The organism is Pseudomonas sp. RIT409, assembly GCF_003052515.2.
In the GTDB taxonomy this organism is placed as follows: Bacteria; Pseudomonadota; Gammaproteobacteria; order Pseudomonadales; family Pseudomonadaceae; genus Aquipseudomonas.
The window spans coordinates 145,249-162,487 of record NZ_QARE02000006.1 but is presented as its reverse complement, the minus strand read 5'-3'; the positions used below and the strand labels follow the sequence as shown (position 1 = coordinate 162,487).

Annotated in this window: 16 protein-coding genes; 5 read left to right on the top strand and 11 right to left on the bottom strand. The window is 60.6% G+C overall.

Annotated features, from left to right (window positions below):
- Positions 1–131: 131 nt before the first annotated feature.
- From dtd to mdoH, 3 genes are all read left to right on the top strand, one after another.
- Positions 132–569, top strand: coding sequence for a D-aminoacyl-tRNA deacylase (gene dtd, locus DBP26_RS10135; RefSeq protein WP_108237443.1), 438 nt, complete (start codon positions 132–134; stop codon positions 567–569).
- A 265-nt stretch (positions 570–834) separates the two neighbouring features.
- The gene (locus DBP26_RS10130) at positions 835–2,820 is read left to right on the top strand and encodes a glucan biosynthesis protein G (protein ID WP_108237558.1); all 1,986 of its coding nucleotides are present in this window, start codon (positions 835–837) and stop codon (positions 2,818–2,820) included.
- Positions 2,813–5,401, top strand: coding sequence for a glucans biosynthesis glucosyltransferase MdoH (gene mdoH, locus DBP26_RS10125; RefSeq protein WP_108237442.1), 2,589 nt, complete (start codon positions 2,813–2,815; stop codon positions 5,399–5,401). Before DBP26_RS10130 ends, mdoH begins: the two co-directional genes overlap by 8 nt.
- 500 nt (positions 5,402–5,901) lie before the next feature.
- On the opposite strand, the gene DBP26_RS10120 is transcribed toward mdoH, so the two are convergent.
- The 11 genes from DBP26_RS10120 to ubiE form a co-directional block, all read right to left on the bottom strand.
- Positions 5,902–7,845 carry a methyl-accepting chemotaxis protein gene (locus DBP26_RS10120; protein ID WP_108237441.1) on the bottom strand — a complete coding sequence of 648 codons (1,944 nt, stop codon included), beginning with the start codon at positions 7,843–7,845 and terminating at the stop codon, positions 5,902–5,904.
- A 168-nt stretch (positions 7,846–8,013) separates the two neighbouring features.
- A complete protein-coding gene (locus DBP26_RS10115) occupies positions 8,014–9,930 on the bottom strand; it encodes a methyl-accepting chemotaxis protein (RefSeq protein ID WP_108237440.1) in 1,917 nt (638 codons plus the stop codon).
- Positions 9,931–10,076: 146 nt separating this feature from the next.
- A complete protein-coding gene (locus DBP26_RS10110) occupies positions 10,077–10,784 on the bottom strand; it encodes a 16S rRNA (uracil(1498)-N(3))-methyltransferase (protein WP_108237439.1) in 708 nt (235 codons plus the stop codon).
- Positions 10,781–11,572 carry a twin-arginine translocase subunit TatC gene (gene tatC / locus DBP26_RS10105; RefSeq protein WP_108237438.1) on the bottom strand — a complete coding sequence of 264 codons (792 nt, stop codon included), beginning with the start codon at positions 11,570–11,572 and terminating at the stop codon, positions 10,781–10,783. The genes DBP26_RS10110 and tatC overlap by 4 nt, the downstream gene beginning before the upstream one ends.
- Complete coding sequence (gene tatB, locus DBP26_RS10100) at positions 11,569–12,039, bottom strand: Sec-independent protein translocase protein TatB (protein WP_108237437.1); 471 nt, start codon at positions 12,037–12,039, stop codon at positions 11,569–11,571. The genes tatC and tatB overlap by 4 nt, the downstream gene beginning before the upstream one ends.
- 10 nt (positions 12,040–12,049) lie before the next feature.
- Positions 12,050–12,319, bottom strand: a complete 270-nt coding sequence (locus DBP26_RS10095; RefSeq protein ID WP_108237436.1) for a twin-arginine translocase TatA/TatE family subunit — start codon at positions 12,317–12,319, stop codon at positions 12,050–12,052.
- Positions 12,320–12,362: 43 nt separating this feature from the next.
- Positions 12,363–12,695 carry a phosphoribosyl-ATP diphosphatase gene (locus tag DBP26_RS10090; RefSeq protein WP_108237435.1) on the bottom strand — a complete coding sequence of 111 codons (333 nt, stop codon included), beginning with the start codon at positions 12,693–12,695 and terminating at the stop codon, positions 12,363–12,365.
- Between the two features lies 1 nt (position 12,696).
- A complete protein-coding gene (gene hisI / locus DBP26_RS10085) occupies positions 12,697–13,089 on the bottom strand; it encodes a phosphoribosyl-AMP cyclohydrolase (protein ID WP_108237434.1) in 393 nt (130 codons plus the stop codon).
- A gap of 56 nt (positions 13,090–13,145) precedes the next feature.
- A complete protein-coding gene (gene ubiB, locus DBP26_RS10080; RefSeq protein ID WP_108237433.1) occupies positions 13,146–14,765 on the bottom strand; it encodes a ubiquinone biosynthesis regulatory protein kinase UbiB in 1,620 nt (539 codons plus the stop codon).
- On the bottom strand, positions 14,762–15,385 hold the full coding sequence (locus DBP26_RS10075) for an SCP2 sterol-binding domain-containing protein (RefSeq protein ID WP_108237432.1): 624 nt from the start codon (positions 15,383–15,385) through the stop codon (positions 14,762–14,764). Before DBP26_RS10075 ends, ubiB begins: the two co-directional genes overlap by 4 nt.
- Positions 15,385–16,155 carry a bifunctional demethylmenaquinone methyltransferase/2-methoxy-6-polyprenyl-1,4-benzoquinol methylase UbiE gene (gene ubiE, locus DBP26_RS10070; protein WP_108237431.1) on the bottom strand — a complete coding sequence of 257 codons (771 nt, stop codon included), beginning with the start codon at positions 16,153–16,155 and terminating at the stop codon, positions 15,385–15,387. Before ubiE ends, DBP26_RS10075 begins: the two co-directional genes overlap by 1 nt.
- 140 nt (positions 16,156–16,295) lie before the next feature.
- Here ubiE and DBP26_RS10065 point away from each other — a divergent pair, with 140 nt between their 5' ends.
- Together DBP26_RS10065 and DBP26_RS10060 are read left to right on the top strand one after the other, a co-directional pair.
- Positions 16,296–16,574: a polyhydroxyalkanoic acid system family protein gene (locus tag DBP26_RS10065; RefSeq protein WP_108237430.1), complete on the top strand. Its 279-nt coding sequence runs from the start codon at positions 16,296–16,298 to the stop codon at positions 16,572–16,574.
- 217 nt (positions 16,575–16,791) lie between these two features.
- The gene (locus tag DBP26_RS10060) at positions 16,792–17,229 is read left to right on the top strand and encodes a phasin family protein (protein WP_108237429.1); all 438 of its coding nucleotides are present in this window, start codon (positions 16,792–16,794) and stop codon (positions 17,227–17,229) included.
- Positions 17,230–17,239: the final 10 nt, after the last annotated feature.

The window sequence follows — 17,239 nt, the reverse complement described above, 5'->3', positions numbered from 1 at the left end:
AAAAGAGACGGTAGACGTAAGCGAGCCCGCGTTAGCGTGCCGTTCGCACCCCACGGGTGACCGAACTGGCGCAATGGCGGGTGTACTGACGCCTGCATTGATCTGCGCATGAGCGTGATGACGAGGCTTCGATGAAAGGTTTGCTCCAGCGCGTGCGCAATGCTCGTGTCGATGTCGCAGGCGCCACCGTCGGCGCCATTGATAACGGACTGCTGGTGCTGGTGGGTGTCGAGCCTCACGACACCCGAGCCAGTGCCGACAAGTTGCTGCACAAGCTGCTGAACTATCGCGTTTTCAGTGAGGGGGACGGGAAGATGAACCGTTCGTTGAGCGATGTGGACGGCGGTCTGCTATTGGTTTCGCAATTCACCCTGGCCGCGGATACCCGCAGCGGCATGCGCCCGAGCTTCTCCAAGGCGGCGCCGCCCGCACTGGGGGCCGAATTGTTTGACTATTTACTGGAAAAGGCTAAAACCTCGCACAGAACGGTCGCGGCGGGCCAATTTGGTGCGGATATGCAAGTGCATTTAGTGAATGATGGCCCTGTGACATTTTTGCTGGAGACGTAAAACCCCAGCAGCGTTCACCGTGCCCGAATTTATTACGCAAAAAGCCATAAATACTTTGTTTTCCCTGATGCGTTGTTGCGCGCGCTACTAGATAATCGCGCGCTACAAAGACGAGCGATTGCCCGTCAAATCGGTAAAAACGCAGACTGGTCCGAAATCCTTTGGGGAATCATTGGCCCCATTCGGAGTCGGAACAATGCTCGCCAACCCGGCATATGATGGCTGGCCGTTGGTTTCTTCATCTGTTTCTCGGCGAGGGTTGCTCGTGATTGTTAGTCCATGTAATGCACCAAAGACCGCTGTGAAGCGCCTGCGGGGCGCTTTGTTGGCCGGGTCGGCTCTGTTCTGTCTGTTCGGTGCCAGTCAACTCTGGGCGTTCGACCTGGACGACGTGGCGGCAAAGGCCAAAGATCTGGCCGGGCAGAAATTCGTAGCTCCGAAAAGCAACCTTCCGGCGGAGTTCCGCGACATGAAGTTTGCGGACTACCAGAAGATCCGCTTCCTGCAAGACAAAGCCGAATGGGCCAATGACAAGACCCCCTTCAAGCTTTCCTTCTATCACCAAGGCATGCACTTCGACACGCCGGTGAAGATCAACGAAGTCACTGCCACCACCGTCAACGAAATCAAGTATGACCCGGCACGTTTCGACTTCGGCGGCATGAAATTCGATGCCAAGGCCACTGAGAATCTTGGCTGGGCAGGTTTCCGTGTCATGTACCCGATCAACCGGGACGACAAACAGGACGAAATCATGACCATGCTCGGCGCGAGCTACTTCCGCGTCGTCGGCAAGAATCAGGTGTATGGTCTGTCCGCCCGCGGCATGGCGATCGACACCGCGATGTCGTCGGGTGAAGAGTTTCCTCGCTTCACCGAGTTCTGGATCGAGAAGCCCAACCCGGATGAAAACCATCTGGTGATCTTCGCGCTGCTCGATTCGCCACGCGCCACCGGTGCTTACAAACTCACCCTGCGTCCGGGCACCAACACCCTGGTCGACGTGCAGTCGCGCATGTACCTGCGCGAGAAGGTCGGCAAATTGGGCGTCGCGCCGCTGACCAGCATGTACTTGTTCGGGGCCAACCAGCCGTCCAAAGTCCTGAATTACCGTCGCGAGCTGCACGACTCCAGCGGCCTGTCGATTCAGGCGGCCAACGGCGAATGGATCTGGCGCCCCCTGAACAACCCTAAACACCTGGCTGTGAGCAGCTTCTCGGTCGAGAACCCGCGCGGTTTCGGCCTGCTGCAACGTGGCCGTGGCTTCAGCCACTACGAAGACCTCGACGATCGCTATGACAAGCGCCCAAGCGCTTGGATCGAGCCGAAGGGCGATTGGGGCAAGGGCACTGTCGATCTGGTTGAAATTCCGACCGCCGACGAGACCAACGACAACATCGTTGCTTTCTGGCGGCCAGAAACCCAGCCTGAGCCGGGGCAGCCTGTCGAGTTCAACTACCGCCTGCACTGGACCATGGACGAAGACTCCATCCATTCGCCGGATCTGGGCTGGGTCAAGCAGACCCTGCGTTCGACCGGTGATGTGAAACAGTCCAACCTGATTCGCCAACCGGACGGCAGCGTGGCCTACCTGGTCGATTTCGTCGGCCCGACCCTGGCCAAGCTGGGTGAAGACCCAGCAATCCGCAGCCAGGTCACCACCGATGACAACACTGATCTGGTGGAAAACAACCTGCGCTACAACCCTGTCACCAAAGGCTGGCGCTTGACGCTGCGGCTGAAGGTCAAGGATCCGAACAAAAACGTGGAAATGCGTGCTTATCTGCTGCGTGAGACCCCGGTCGAGCCCGGCAAGGAACCTGCGCTCATCACTGCGGACAAAGCAGACAAGAAGCCTGAGAAAAAAGCCGAAGCCAAGGTCGTTGCTTCGACCGCAGCGCCGAAGGACGAGAAGGCCGAGATCGTCAAGACTGACGCTCTGAAGGCCGGTGATGCCAAAGAGTCGAAAGACGCCAAGGTCGCCAAGGCCGATGCGAAGTCCGATTCGAAAGATGCCAAGGCCGATAAGGCTGACGCTGCCAAGCCGGCCGACGCCGCGAAGGTGGCGGATGCCAAATCCGACGAGGCGTCTCGTCCTGAAGCCGCGCTCGGCGATGCCGCCAAGGCGAACAAAGGCAGTAAAGAAACCGCGCAGCCAGCGACTGAGGCTGCCCCCACCCAGCAGGCCCCGGCCATGAATCAACAGGTTCTGACCGAGACCTGGAGCTACCAGTTGCCAGCCGATGAGTAATTCACAAGCCGTGCCCGAGTCTCTTCACGAGTACCTCGCACATCTGCCAATGAGCGACGAGCAGCGGGCCGAATTGGCCAGCTGCACCTCGTTCGCTGAGCTGCATGAACGCCTTTCGGCACAGACCGTTGCCGACCCTGCCGAAGCCGCCCAGGCTTCGGTAGGTCGTCGCCTTACCCTTACCACCGCCGACGAACTGCGCGAAGCCGAGATGCTGTCGGTGGATGCCAGCGGTCGTGTGTGCCTTAAAGCCACGCCACCGATTCGCCGTACCAAGGTCGTGCCTGAGCCGTGGCGGACCAACGTCCTGCATCGCGCGTGGCGCCGGATGACGGGGAAAACCAACCCGCCTAAACCGAGCAAGGACGACTTGCCCCGGGACTTGCCGAAGTCTCGCTGGCGTACGGTGGGTTCGATCCGCCGCTATATCCTGCTGATCCTGATGTTGGGCCAGACCATCGTCGCTGGCTTCTACATGAAAGGCATTCTGCCGTATCAAGGCTGGTCGCTGGTGTCGTTCGACGAGATCAGCCATCAGACGCTGTGGCAGACCGCTGTTCAAGTCATGCCATACGCCCTGCAGACCACAATCCTGTTAATGTTCGGGATTCTGTTCTGCTGGGTGTCGGCCGGTTTCTGGACCGCGCTGATGGGCTTCCTCGAGTTGCTGACAGGCCGCGACAAGTACCGCATTTCCGGTGCGAGCGCGGGCAACGAGCCTATCGAACCGGGCGCCCGGACGGCGCTGGTCATGCCGATTTGCAACGAAGACGTTCCTCGGGTGTTCGCCGGGCTGCGTGCCACCTTTGAGTCGGTGGCCGCGACGGGCGATCTGGATCGTTTCGACTTCTTCGTGCTCAGTGATACCAATGAGACCGACATCGCCGTTGCCGAGCAGCAAGCCTGGCTGGACGTGTGTCGTGAGACAGGCGGATTCGGCAAGATTTTCTACCGCCGCCGTCGCCGCCGCGTGAAGCGCAAGAGCGGGAACCTCGACGACTTCTGCCGTCGCTGGGGGGGCGATTACCGCTACATGGTCGTGTTGGACGCCGACTCGGTGATGAGCGGTGAGTGCCTGACCAGCCTGGTGCGCCTGATGGAGGCCACTCCGGACGCCGGCATCATTCAGACCGCGCCGAAGGCCTCGGGCATGGACACCCTGTATGCGCGCATGCAGCAGTTCGCTACACGCGTCTACGGCCCGCTGTTCACGGCCGGTCTGCACTTCTGGCAATTGGGTGAATCCCATTACTGGGGCCACAACGCGATCATCCGCATGAAACCGTTCATCGAGCACTGCGCATTGGCGCCGCTGCCTGGGAAAGGTGCGTTTGCGGGCGCGATTCTCTCTCACGACTTCGTGGAAGCCGCGTTGATGCGTCGTGCCGGATGGGGCGTCTGGATCGCGTACGACTTGCCGGGCAGTTATGAGGAGTTGCCGCCCAACCTGCTGGACGAGCTCAAGCGTGACCGTCGCTGGTGCCACGGTAACCTCATGAACTTCCGTCTGTTCCTGGTCAAGGGCATGCATCCGGTTCACCGCGCTGTGTTCCTGACCGGCGTGATGTCCTACCTGTCAGCGCCACTGTGGTTCCTGTTCCTCGTGCTGTCCACGGCCCTGCTGGCGGTGAACACGCTGATGGAGCCGACCTACTTCCTGGAGCCGCGCCAGTTGTATCCGCTCTGGCCGCAGTGGCATCCGGAGAAGGCTGTCGCGCTGTTCTCTACCACGATCGTGTTGCTGTTCCTGCCGAAGCTGCTCAGTATCATTTTGATCTGGGCCAAAGGTGCGACAGGCTATGGCGGCAGGATCAAGGTCACCTTGTCCATGCTGATGGAGATGCTGTTTTCCATGTTGCTGGCGCCGGTCCGGATGATCTTCCACACCCGTTTCGTGCTGGCGGCGTTCCTCGGCTGGGCTGCGACGTGGAATTCTCCACAGCGTGACGACGATTCCACGCCGTGGAGCGAAGCCGTGAAGCGCCACGGTCCGCAAACGTTGCTGGGCTTCGCCTGGGCCGCCTTGGTGGCATGGCTGAACCCGAGCTTCCTGTGGTGGCTGGCGCCTATCGTGGGCTCGTTGATTCTGTCGATACCGGTGTCGGTGATTTCCAGTCGCACGAACCTGGGCCTGAAAGCCAAAGACAACCGTTTCTTCCTGATTCCCGAAGAGCACACGCCGCCGCAAGAGCTGGTGTCGACCGACCAGTACACCCACGAGAACCGTTGGCATGCTCTGCACGACGGCTTCATACGTGCGGTGGTCGATCCGCAACAGAACGCGCTGGCCTGCGCGCTGGCCACTTCGCGTCACCGCCATGCCGAGCCGATCGAATGGATGCGCACCGAGCGGGTCCGCCATGCGATCAAGGGTGGGCCGGAGCATTTGAATAACCACGAACGCCTGCAACTGCTGAGCGATCCAGTCGCGTTGGCGCGGTTGCACGAGGCCGTTTGGGCCGAAGGCAACGAGGCGTGGCTGGAGGCCTGGCGCGCGTCGGTCAAGGCCGATCCACATGCGCCGCTGCTGCCGTTGCAACCAGCGACCCATGTGAGCGTGCCGTCGTTGGCCAATGCCTGAGTGACAGTGCTATGAACAAAACGCCGCCGAAGAGAGATCTTCAGCGGCGTTTTTGTTTCTGAATCCACGCACCTGTAGGAGCGCGCTTGCCCGCGACTGCACACTGCCAGACACCGCCGTGTCAACTGACCCGACGCCATCGCGGGCAAGCGCGCTCCTACGGCGGTAGACAGGCATCATGTGGCGCTGCTGCCATTGTCGTTTCAGCCAGCGACCCATATCCACGCCTGTAGGAGCGCGCTTGCCCGCGACTGCACACTCCCAGACACTGCGGTTTCAACTGACCCGACGCCGTCGCGGGCAAGCGCGCTCCTACGGTGATAGGCAGGCATCATGTGGCGCTGCTGCTGTTGTCGTTGCAGCCAGCGACCCATATCCACGCCCCTGTAGGAGCGCGCTTGCCCGCGACGGCGCACTGCGAGACACCACCTTGTCACTGACTCGACGCCATCGCGGGCAAGCGCGCTCCTATGGTGATAGACAGGCATGATGTACGGGCCTCAGCCCACCCGAAACTTCCCCACCATCTCCTGCAACTGCATCCCCAACCGCGCCAGTTCAACACTGGACGCAGCCGTCTGTTCGCTTGCGGCCGCGGTTTGTTCAGAGACGTCACGCACGGCGAGTACGCTGCGGTTGATCTGCTCCGCCACCACGCTTTGCTCCTCGCCCGCCGTGGCGATCTGCTGATTCATGTTCTGGATCGCCGAGACGGTCCGGGTGATGTGCTCCAGGGCAGCGCCTGCCCGTCGGCTCAGTTCGACGCTGCGATCCGTCAGGCTGCGGCTGGCGTCCAGTGTGCTCACCGCATGCTGGGTGCCGTTCTGTAGCGCGGCGATCAACGCCTGTATCTCTTCGGTCGATTCCTGGGTCCGCAATGCCAGGCTGCGCACTTCGTCGGCGACGACGGCAAAGCCGCGGCCCGCCTCACCGGCGCGGGCTGCTTCGATGGCCGCATTCAGGGCGAGCAAATTGGTCTGTTCCGAGACGGAACGGATAACATCGAGCACACCGCCAATTTTGTCACTCTCCAGCTTGAGCTGGCCCATGGCTTGGGAAGAGTGGTTGACTTCAACCGCGAGCCGTTCGATCTGGCTTATCGCGTCCGCCACGACATTGTCGCCTTCGCGAGCCTGCTGATCGGCCTGGCGAGCGGCCTCGCTGGCTTCCTCGGCGTTGCGAGCGACCTCCACCACGGTCGAGGTCATCTGCTTCATTGCGGTCGCGACTTGATCGGTTTCGACCTTCTGGCTGTTCATGCCCGCGCTGGTCTGCCCAGTGACCGCCGAGAGTTGCTCGGCTGCGCTGGCAATCTGAGTGATGCCATCGCTCAGGCCGGTGATCAGCCCGCGCAACCGAACGGTCATGTCCTGCATGCTTTGCTGCAGACTGCCCATCTCGTCTCGACGTTGAACATCCAGGTCCTTGCTCAAGTCGCCACTGGCGATACGTGCCGCAACGCTGAGGGTCTGACGCAAGGGCACGATGATTTGTCGCGTGATCAGCCATGCCGCCAGGACGCCCAGCAAGATCGCCAGCCCAGCCACGCTGCTGAGGGTCGTGCGCGAACGTTCGGCATCGCGGTCACGCCGCTCGCTCTGCCGCTTGGTGATGTCGTCCGTGGAAGAAAGAAGGCTGTCGCCCATCGCTTCCATGGACTCTTGAGCTTCTTCCGATTTGGCTTGAAGCACCTTCAGTTGGCTCAACTGGGCTCGATAATCTTCAAGGGCCTCTTTGGCATTTGTCAGAATGGCCGCATTGGTGTCCGACGGACTGGCCATGATTTGCTGGACTTCGCCGAGCGCATCGCCAATGGCCTTGATTGCGGCGGTTTCGAATGACTCCAGCCCGGTGTACAGATACGCCTGGGTGGCATAGCGCGTGTCTTGAATGTGGCGGCGCAGTTGCAGGATGTTGGTGAATTCGTCGAGTTTCTCCTGGTTTCCCTGCTCTTCACTTACCGCTTTGAGCACATCGCCTTCGACCTTATCCACCGCGGCGACAACCGTCTCCGACAGCGTCCTCATCCGCTGACGCGCTACATCGCGATCCTTGAGCAACTGTTCCAGGTCATTGAACGTCTTTTCCAGGGCACTGACGGTTTCGCTTTGCTTGTTAAGCATCTGGATGATGTCGGGAGAGTCGTCGCTGCTGCGCAACGTGCCCAAGTGGCTTTCGATCTCATTGATGCCATCACGCACTTCTTTCGCACTGGCCGGCGTATTTTCAGTGCGAAATATGATGCGTTCGGCACGCAGATCCTCGGTCAGAGTGTTGAGCCGAGTCGTGGCTGTCAGCGACTCCGAACGCTCGATCATCGTGTCCAGGCCGTGCCAGCCGGTCAGGGTAATGACCAATGTGAGCAACAACACCAGGCCAAAACCCAGCGACAATTTGAGTTTGACGCTGGCATTGGCCAGCGCCGTGTTGATTCCCTGCACCATGGTGCGTCTCCTGCGAGTGAGCGATAAACGCGCATCGGCAGGCGTATCGAAGACGTGACCTGATGAGGTCGTAGGAGGTTTCCGAGGCTGCGGCTGAAGTGACTCGGCTCACAGATTTGCCGGCCGGAGCTATCCGCCGTTGCCTCGGTTTAGCCAAAACAAAAGAACCTACACTCTGAACCTGCCGACCAGCCCTTGCAGGTGCGTGCCCAGTCTGGCCAGTTCGACGCTGGAGGCGGCTGTTTCTTCACTGGCGGCGGAGGTTTGCTCCGATACATCGCGCACATTCAGGACGCTGCGGTTGATCTCTTCGGCGGTCGCGCTCTGTTGCTCGGCTGCGGCGGCGATCTGCTGGTTCATCGCCTGAATCGCTGACACCGTTCGGGTAATGCTTTCCAGCGCACCACCGGCCCGACGGGTCAACTCGACACTGCTGGTGGTCAGCTCGCGGCTGTTGTCCATGATCGCTGCCACCTGCTGTGTGCCGTTTTGCAGGCCGGCGATCAGCTCCTCGATCTCCTCGGTGGATTTCTGGGTGCGTTGCGCCAGGCTTCGCACTTCGTCGGCCACGACCGCAAAGCCACGACCCGCTTCACCGGCCCGGGCCGCTTCGATGGCGGCGTTAAGGGCGAGCAGGTTGGTCTGCTGGGCGACGGACTTGATCACATCCAGCACGCTGCCGATCTTGTCACTCTCACGCTTGAGTTCGCTCATGGCGTCAGTGGAGTGGCCCACTTCACTGGCCAGGCGCTCGATTTGAGCGATGGCTTCATTCACCACCTTGTCCCCCTCTCGCGCTTGCTGATCGGCCGCCACCGCGGCTTCCGAAGCCTCTTCGGCGTTGCGTGCCACTTCATGGACGGTGGCCGTCATTTGATGCATTGCGGTGGCCACCTGATCGGTCTCGACCTTCTGACTGTTGACCCCAGCGCTGGTTTGTTCGGTCACGGCAGACAACTGTTCGGCCGCGCTGGCGATCTGCGTGACGCTGTCATTGATGCCACCGATCAGCCCCCGCAGGGCGACGGTCATACGCTGGATGCCCCCTTGCAACTGACCCAACTCGTCGCGGCGGTCCAGCACCAGGTCATGGGTCAGGTCGCCTGCGGCGACACGGTCTACCGCGAGCAAGGTCTGTTTGAGCGGGGCGGTGATTTGGCGTGTGATCGTCCAGGCGGCGAGCACGCCGATCAGCAAGGCGACCGCCGTTGCCAGGCCCAGCATCGACCGCGCTTGTCGACTGTCGGCGTCCCGTTTGGCGTTTTGTAGGGCGGTCAGTTTTTCGCTGTTATCGAGCAGCTGCTGACCCAGGCCGGCCATTCTGTCCAATGCCTGATGACTGACCTGCTGCGCGTCGCGGTACTGACCGACTGCCGCACCGTAACCCTTGAGTGCTAGGTTGGCCCGCTGCAGTTGGGGAATGTATTGCGAAGAAACGTCGCCCGCCAGCGAGTTCACTCCCATGATGGCTTCGTCGATGGCAGTGGTGGCGTTCTTCTCGAAGTCGGGGTTACCGCTGAAGGTGTAGCCACGCACCTGGAAGCGCGCCTGCTGGATCAACTTACTGACGCCCACCGCGCTGTTGAACTGCAGGATGTTGTCATGCTGGATCAGCGCTTCTTCGATCTTGTTGACCTCGTTCACTGCCGCGTCCGCAGTGGTGCCAAGGTTTGCCCGTGCCGTTTCGCGAACTTGGATCGCTTGAGTCATTTCACCGAAGGCGCGTCGGTATTCCGCCGCGACTTGCGTTTGGGTGTCGAGCAACTTGAGGTCGTCGCTCCCGGTAATGCGCGCATAGGCGGCCTTGAGGCGATGGTCGAGCGTGTCCAGCGCGGTCATGACGACCTTCGCGGTCTCGGCGTTTGACTGGCTTTCATAAGCCATGCGCGCGTTGCGCAGTGCCATGGTTTGCTCGCTGATCCGAGAGATGTTCGCCAGCTTGTCGCCGCGCTCGATCAGCGACGAAATACTCGACCAGCCTGTGGCCATGATGATGACGGTCAGCAATAACACCAGGCCGAAACCGATCGCGAGTTTGCGGCCGACACTGATGTTTCCGAGGCGATGGGCAGTCCAGCGGTACATGTGTTGATTCCTTGCGCGTTATTGTTATGGACGCAAGGTTATCGGCACCGGTGCACCCTTCTGAAGCGCGGTGCAGCGACCTATTGGCTGAGGCTGGAGGGGGCGCATGATCGGTTCAAGGCCGAAATCGAGAAACGAGGGCAGATTCAGAACAACCGGGCGAGGAGTGCGGTGACCGCGGTTTCGACGCGCAGAATACGGTCCCCCAACTGCACCGGATTCAGGCCCGACGCTCGAAGCATGTCGACTTCGTAAGGTATCCAGCCCCCTTCGGGGCCGATGGCGAGTGTGACAGGGTCGGTGACGGCGCGCGGGCAGGCCGGAAAGTCGCCGGGATGACCCACCAGGCCGAGCGTGCCGTCGACGATAGCTGGCAGTCGATCCTCGACGAACGGCTTGAAGCGCTTTTCGATCGCAATCTCCGGAAGCACGCTGTCGCGAGCCTGTTCAAGCCCCAGGATCAGTTGTTCGCGAATGGCTGTCGGCTCAAGGAAGGGCGTCTGCCAGAAGCTTTTCTCCACGCGATAACTGTTGACCAGAATCACTTTGGGCACCCCCATGGTCGCGACGGTCTGGAACACGCGGCGCAGCATCTTCGGACGCGGCAGGGCGAGCACCAGTGTCAGCGGGAGTTTGGCGGGGGGCTCATGGTCGAAGGTGACGGATAATTCGGCCTCGTGCGCTTCTAGACGCTCAACGCAGGCAGTGCCCAGCAGCCCGCCCAGTCTACCGACCCGCAGGGTGTCGCCCGCTTCGCAGCGATGCACCTCCTGCATGTGCCTGAGGCGCCGGTCACGCAGCACCACCCGGTCAGCCGATAGGAAATCGGCCTCTTCCAGCAACAGCAGGTTCACGGTTGAGTCGCTGGCGGCTGATCGTGCTTGTCGGCCTGTTCGTCATCCTCGTGATCCCCGCGTCGCGTGACCATCGCACTGCACAGCACACCGATTTCGAACAGCAGCCACATCGGTACCGCCAAGAGCGTCTGCGAGAAGATGTCAGGCGGTGTCAGGATCATGCCGATCACGAAGCAGCCGATGATCACATACGGGCGGATCTTCTTCAGGTACTTCACGTCGACGATACCGATCCACACCAACAGCACGACCGCGACCGGAATCTCGAACGCCACGCCGAAAGCCAGGAACAGCGTCATCACAAAGTCCAGGTAGCTGGAGATGTCCGTCATCATCGACACCCCTTCCGGGGTCACACTTGCGAAGAAGTGGAAAATCAGCGGAAAAACCAGGAAATAGGCGAAGGCCATCCCGGCGTAGAACAGGATGATGCTGGAAATCAGAAGCGGAACGGCGACGCGCTTCTCATGTTTGTACAGACCTGGCGCGATGAACCCCCAGATCTGGTACAGGATGACCGGCATCGCCAGAAACAGCGCGACCATCATCGTCAGCTTGAAGGGCGTGAGGAACGGCGACGCAACGTCCGTGGCGATCATCGTCGCGCCTTCCGGCAGAAACTTGCGCAGCGGTGCAGAAACGAATGTGTAGATCTTCTGCGTGAAATAGAACAACGCGCCGAAGATCAGGAAGATCGCGAGCACGCAACGCAGCAGGCGCGAGCGCAGCTCGGTCAAGTGCGAAACCAACGGCATTTGCTGGTCGTTTTCCGGGATATCGCTCATGGGGCTCGGGGAGGCTGTGTCGAATCGTTGGCAGAAGGCGTGCCGGGTGCAGCAGTGGCCTGTGTGGTAGTCGGCGTGGGCGCCGAAGCTGGCTCAGCGGCCGGCTCGGGGGTCAGTGAAGGTTTCTCGACCATGATGACCTGCTCGGAGGCCGCCAGTGAGCCAGCAGGCGCCTGTTCGGCCTCGGGCGCCGGCTGAGGCGCAGGTGGCGTCGAGGGGCGCTGCGGTTGCATGATTTTGCGCGCTTCTTCTTCCAGGGAAAGAATGTGCTCGTTATGCAACTGACGGCGGATTTCGTCGGCGCCGATTTCGCGCTCCACTTCCTGTTTGATCGCGTTGAAGCTGCGTTTCAGGCGCCCCACCCAAAGGCCAGCGGTGCGCGCAGCGCCCGGCAAGCGTTCGGGACCAAGGACCAGCAAGGCAACCAGGCCTACCAGCAGCAATTCAGAGAAGCTGATACCAAACATGGGTCAGGACCTAGTCTTTGCGGATGGGCTCTTCGACTTTTTGTGCAGTGCCGTCGATGGTGTGCGGCTGATGCAGCGGCTGGCTCGGGTTCGGCTGGGCAGTTGGCTGCGGCTGAACCGGTGGCTGTTCGCTCGGTTTTTCATCGTCGTTCATGGCTTTGCGGAAGCCTTTGATCGACTCGCCGACGTCGGTCCCCAGGTTTTTCAGTTTTTTGGTGCCGAAGACGAGTACGACGACGATCAGGATGACGATCCAGTGTTTCCAGTCAAAAATGCCCATGGCAGGTTCCTCACAAGAAATTCGGGGCTCGCAAGCCCGGTGTTTATTCCGCCGAGCGCGCTGCTTTTTCGGCGTGGCCGGACAAGCCGAAACGGCGGTCCAGTTCATCGAGTACGGCCTGTGGGTGCTGGCCCAGTGCCGCGAGCATGACCATGCTATGGAACCACAAGTCTGCGGTCTCGTAGATGACATCGCTGCAATCACCGCTGACGGCGGCATCCTTGGCGGCGATGATGGTTTCGACCGATTCTTCGCCGACCTTTTCCAGAATCTTGTTCAAGCCCTTGTGGTAAAGGCTCGCAACATACGATGTGTCAGCCGCCGCGCCTTTGCGCTCTTCGAGCACTTGCGCGAGACGAGACAGGGTATCGGTCATTTCAGTGTCCTGCGTGATAGATGGCGTCCGGGTCTTTGAGCACCGGGTCCACGGTTTTCCAGCTGGCGTCCTCGTAGACGCGGTAGAAGCAGCTTTCGCGGCCCGTGTGGCAGGCGATGCCGCCGACTTGCTCGACCATCATGACGACCACGTCCGCATCGCAATCCAGGCGCAGCTCATGCAGCTTCTGGACATGACCCGATTCTTCGCCTTTGCGCCACAACTTACCACGGGAACGCGACCAATAGATGGCACGGTTCTCCTGAGCGGTCAGGCTCAAGGCTTCGCGGTTCATCCAGGCCATCATCAGGACGCGGCCCGTCTTGTAGTCCTGCGCGATGGCAGGCACCAGACCGTCGTTGTCCCATTTAACCTCGTCCAGCCAGTCTTTCATCGTCGGCTCCGGCCGCTCTGCAAAGAGGGTAGTGTGCCAGTGGGTTGCGCCGATGGCTATCGGCGCACGACCAGATAGAGCCCTGCCACCAGCATCAAGAGTGCCGGCCACGCGCTGATGGCTATCAGCGTGTCGCCGGTTTGCGTGTGGGCGGTGGCCAAGACCACGCCGCCTGCCAGTAACCCGGCACCGATCAGGCGCAGTGCCCAATGATCGCCTTTGTGTGAATAGGGCGGCTGCGGATCGGACGCATGCGGTTGTGACAAACGCTCGAGGAGGTCGCGGGTCATGTTGGCAAGGTGGGGAATCTGCTCGACCTGAGACTGCAGGTTGCCGATCAGCGTTTTGGGACTGACCCTTTCACGCATCCACCGCTCCAGAAAGGGCTGCGCGGTGGTCCACAGGTCCAGCTCCGGATACAACTGACGGCCCAGGCCCTCGATGTTGAGCAGGGTCTTCTGCAGCAGCACCAACTGCGGCTGCACTTCCATATTGAAGCGACGCGCCGTCTGGAACAGGCGCATCAGTACCTGGCCAAAGGAAATGTCCTTGAGCGGCTTCTCGAAAATCGGTTCGCAGACGGTCCGGATCGCGGCTTCGAATTCGTTGAGTTTGGTTTCGGCGGGTACCCAGCCCGAGTCGATGTGCAACTGCGCCACGCGGCGGTAATCACGCTTGAAGAAGGCGAACAGGTTGCGCGCCAGATAGTCTTGGTCCTCGGGGGTCAGGCTGCCGACGATGCCGCAATCGATGGCGATGTATTGCGGGTCCCAAGGCGCTACGGTGCTGACGAAGATGTTGCCCGGATGCATGTCGGCGTGAAAGAAGCTGTCGCGGAACACCTGAGTGAAAAACAGCTCCACGCCGCGCTCGGCGAGCTTTTTCATGTCCGTGCGCTGATCGGCCAGGGTCGCCAGATCGGTCACCTGCACACCGTAGATGCGTTCCATCACCAGAACTTTCGGCCGGCACCAGTCCCAGTAGACCTGAGGCACGTAGAGCATGGTCGAGCCTTCGAAATTGCGCCGCAACTGACTGGAGTTGGCGGCCTCGCGCAAGAGGTCGAGTTCGTCGTAGATGGTCTTCTCGTAATCGGCGACCACGTCCACCGGATGCAGCAGGCGCGCGTCGGCGGAGAGGCGCTCGGCGATTCGTGCCAGTACGAAGAGCCAGGCCAGATCCGAACCGATGACTGGTTTGAGACCAGGACGCACGACCTTCACCACGACTTCTTCGCCGGACTTCAAGCGCGCCGCGTGGACCTGTGCCACCGAGGCCGAGGCCAGCGGTTCGACGTCGAAGCGGCTGAACACATCGTTGATCCTTGCACCCAACTGCGACTCGATCAGGGCGATGGCCTTGTCCGATTCGAACGGTGGGACGCGGTCTTGCAGCAGCATCAGCTCATCGGCGATGTCTTCGGGTAGCAGGTCACGCCGGGTCGAGAGAAGTTGACCGAACTTGATGAAAATCGGGCCCAGGTCCTGCAATGCCAGCCGCAGCCGAGCCCCTCGGCTCAACTCGTTCTTGCGTCGCGGAATCCAGCGCCACGGCAGCACAAAGCGCACAGCGAGCAGCCACCATGGCAGGGGCAGGGCGAACAGCAGGTCATCGAGGCGGTAACGGATTACGACACGCTGGATGCGAAACAGGCGGCGGACGGCAAGCAGGCTCATGCGTTATCGCTGGACTTGAGGGATTGGGCCAGACGCTCGAAGCGGGCTTCGAGACGATCCAGGTCTTGTTTGGTCTGATCCAGCTCGGCGAAGCGGGCTTCGGCCTCGCGTTTGCCGACCAGGGTTCGGGATTCTTCGGCCAGATACTCCGCCAGATTGTGGCTGAGGCTGGCAACGCTGTCGCGCGTCCAACGCGCGTTGCTGCGCAGGTGGCCGCCAATCAAAGACGTGGCGACCGGGCCGAGCCAGCGTTGCAGCTCGTACTCCCAGTCCAGGTCCAGATCCTGCAGGACACCCACACACTCCAACAGCACCGCGCTTTCGCCTTCCAGTTCGACCTCGGGGCCGTGCAGCACCGCATTCTTGTCCCTGCTCAGCGCCAGGCGCGCCAGGCTTGCAGCGGGTGCACGCAGGGTGACGTCTGGGCTGGCCTCCCAACGACTGGCCAGCATCAGGCCCTCGTCGCTGGGCAAGATGTACAGGTTAAATGCCGGACGAGTGCATTCGACTGCAATCACCTTGCCGTTGAGCCGAGCAAGGCGTGGCAAGGCCGTGCTGTCCATCCGCAGCACCCTGTTGATGCCGTGCTCGGCGGTGGCGAGCAAGCCGCTGATCAGCATCAGGGTTTGATACCGCGGTGCAGTGCAACGATGCCGGAGGTCATGTTGTGGTAAGTCACGCGGTCGAAACCGGCATCTACCATCATCGACTTCAGGGTTTCCTGATCGGGGTGCATGCGGATCGATTCAGCCAGGTAGCGATAACTGTCGGAATCGTTGGTGATCAGCTTGCCCGCCAGCGGCATGAAGGCGAACGAGTAGGCGTCGTAGACCTTGGACATGACCTTGTTGGTGGGTTTGGAGAATTCCAGCACCAGCAAGCGGCCACCGGGCTTGAGCACGCGCAGCATAGAGCGTATAGCGTCTTCCTTGCGCGTGACGTTGCGCAGGCCGAAGGCGATGGTTACGCAGTCGAAGTAGTTATCCGGGAACGGCAGTTTTTCCGCGTCGGCCTGAACGAACCTGATATTGCCTGCCACCCCGCGATCGAGCAGGCGGTCACGACCGACCTTGAGCATCGACTCGTTGATGTCGGCAAGCACCACTTCACCGGTCGGCCCGACCAGATGGGAGAACTTCTTCGCCAGGTCGCCGGTGCCGCCCGCGATGTCGAGGACACGGTTGCCGACACGCACGCCGGACAGCTCGATGGTGAAGCGCTTCCAGAGGCGATGCATGCCCCCGGACAACACGTCGTTCATCAAGTCGTACTTGGCGGCGACGGAGTGAAACACCTCAGCGACCTTCTCGGCCTTCTGGCTTTGCGCTACGGTTTTGTAGCCGAAGTGGGTGGTGGGTTCGGCATCGCTGCCTTTGCGCGGATCGTTCATATCGCTGTCACCAGAATTAAGTGCGGCCATTCTAATCGTCGGGGCTGGCTTTGTCTTGACAAGGCTCACCGCTAACAGTTTCTTCAGCGGTTGCCGCTGGTATAGTGGCCCGACGATTTACCCGTTGAAGGAGCCCGCTCATGGCCCGCATCACCGTAGAACGCCCACACGCGCTGGGTAAGGAAAAGGCGCGTGAGAAAGCCGAGTTGCTGGCGCAAAAGCTGGGCGACAAATATGGCATCGAGCACAGTTGGGAGGACGACACAGTGTCCCTGGAAGGCAAAGGGGCCAAGGGAACGGTGCAGGTCGAAGAGGCATTGGTTCGAGTCGAGATCGAGCTGAATTTCTTCCTGTCCGCCATGAGCAGCACCATCCAGTCCGAAGTCGAACGCCAGTTAGACAAGGCCCTGCACGCGTAACCCACTCTTTCGTAGGAGCGCGCTTGCCCGCGATGAACGATAACCCGGGCTGCTTGATACGCTGCGGTGGTTGTTTCGCAGGCAAGCGCGCTCCTGCAGCGATCCTCATCTCGCCACCCAACCTAGGGTGAGCTTTCTAATTTTTCTCTCTACGTTGTGCCCATGCCCTCTATTTCCGGGGCGGTTCCTCTTATCCCTTTCGAGCGTGAGGTGCAGCATGGCCAAAGTGACCTTGAAGAAGAAAATACAAGCTCAAGAAACCAAGGCTTTTTCCGAAGTGCGGTCGTATGCCCGCAAAATCTGGCTCGCCGGCCTGGGCGCCTACGTCAAGGCCGGGCAGGAAGGCGCCGGCTATGTCAAGGAACTGATCAAGACGGGCGAGCAAACCGAGAAGAAGGCCAGGAGGGTCATTGACGAAAAAGTAGAGGCAGCCAACAGCGAACTCGAATCGGTCAAAGGCGATGTCAAAGGTGAAGTCAGCAAAGCCAAAGGGCGGGTCGAAACGCAGCTCGACAAGATCGAAAGCGTGTTCGACCGCCGGGTGGCCAGTGCCTTGAATCGCATCGGCATTCCGTCTAAACATGATGTTGAGACACTCTCTGCTAAGCTCGATGAGCTGACGGCATTGCTCGAACGTGTCGCGCGTAAACAATAAGGAGAGCGGG

Bases quoted from the DNA above. Each gene is read 5' to 3' on its own strand.
- dtd (WP_108237443.1), top strand. From the start codon at position 132: ATGAAAGGTTTGCTCCAGCGCGTGCGCAATGCTCGTGTCGATGTCGCA.
- mdoH (WP_108237442.1), top strand. From the start codon at position 2,813: ATGAGTAATTCACAAGCCGTGCCCGAGTCTCTTCACGAGTACCTCGCA.
- DBP26_RS10120 (WP_108237441.1), bottom strand. From the start codon at position 7,845: ATGGTGCAGGGAATCAACACGGCGCTGGCCAATGCCAGCGTCAAACTC.
- DBP26_RS10115 (WP_108237440.1), bottom strand. From the start codon at position 9,930: ATGTACCGCTGGACTGCCCATCGCCTCGGAAACATCAGTGTCGGCCGC.
- tatC (WP_108237438.1), bottom strand. From the start codon at position 11,572: ATGAGCGATATCCCGGAAAACGACCAGCAAATGCCGTTGGTTTCGCAC.
- tatB (WP_108237437.1), bottom strand. From the start codon at position 12,039: ATGTTTGGTATCAGCTTCTCTGAATTGCTGCTGGTAGGCCTGGTTGCC.
- DBP26_RS10095 (WP_108237436.1), bottom strand. From the start codon at position 12,319: ATGGGCATTTTTGACTGGAAACACTGGATCGTCATCCTGATCGTCGTC.
- DBP26_RS10090 (WP_108237435.1), bottom strand. From the start codon at position 12,695: ATGACCGATACCCTGTCTCGTCTCGCGCAAGTGCTCGAAGAGCGCAAA.
- hisI (WP_108237434.1), bottom strand. From the start codon at position 13,089: ATGAAAGACTGGCTGGACGAGGTTAAATGGGACAACGACGGTCTGGTG.
- ubiB (WP_108237433.1), bottom strand. From the start codon at position 14,765: ATGAGCCTGCTTGCCGTCCGCCGCCTGTTTCGCATCCAGCGTGTCGTA.
- DBP26_RS10075 (WP_108237432.1), bottom strand. From the start codon at position 15,385: ATGCTGATCAGCGGCTTGCTCGCCACCGCCGAGCACGGCATCAACAGG.
- ubiE (WP_108237431.1), bottom strand. From the start codon at position 16,155: ATGAACGATCCGCGCAAAGGCAGCGATGCCGAACCCACCACCCACTTC.
- DBP26_RS10065 (WP_108237430.1), top strand. From the start codon at position 16,296: ATGGCCCGCATCACCGTAGAACGCCCACACGCGCTGGGTAAGGAAAAG.
- DBP26_RS10060 (WP_108237429.1), top strand. From the start codon at position 16,792: ATGGCCAAAGTGACCTTGAAGAAGAAAATACAAGCTCAAGAAACCAAG.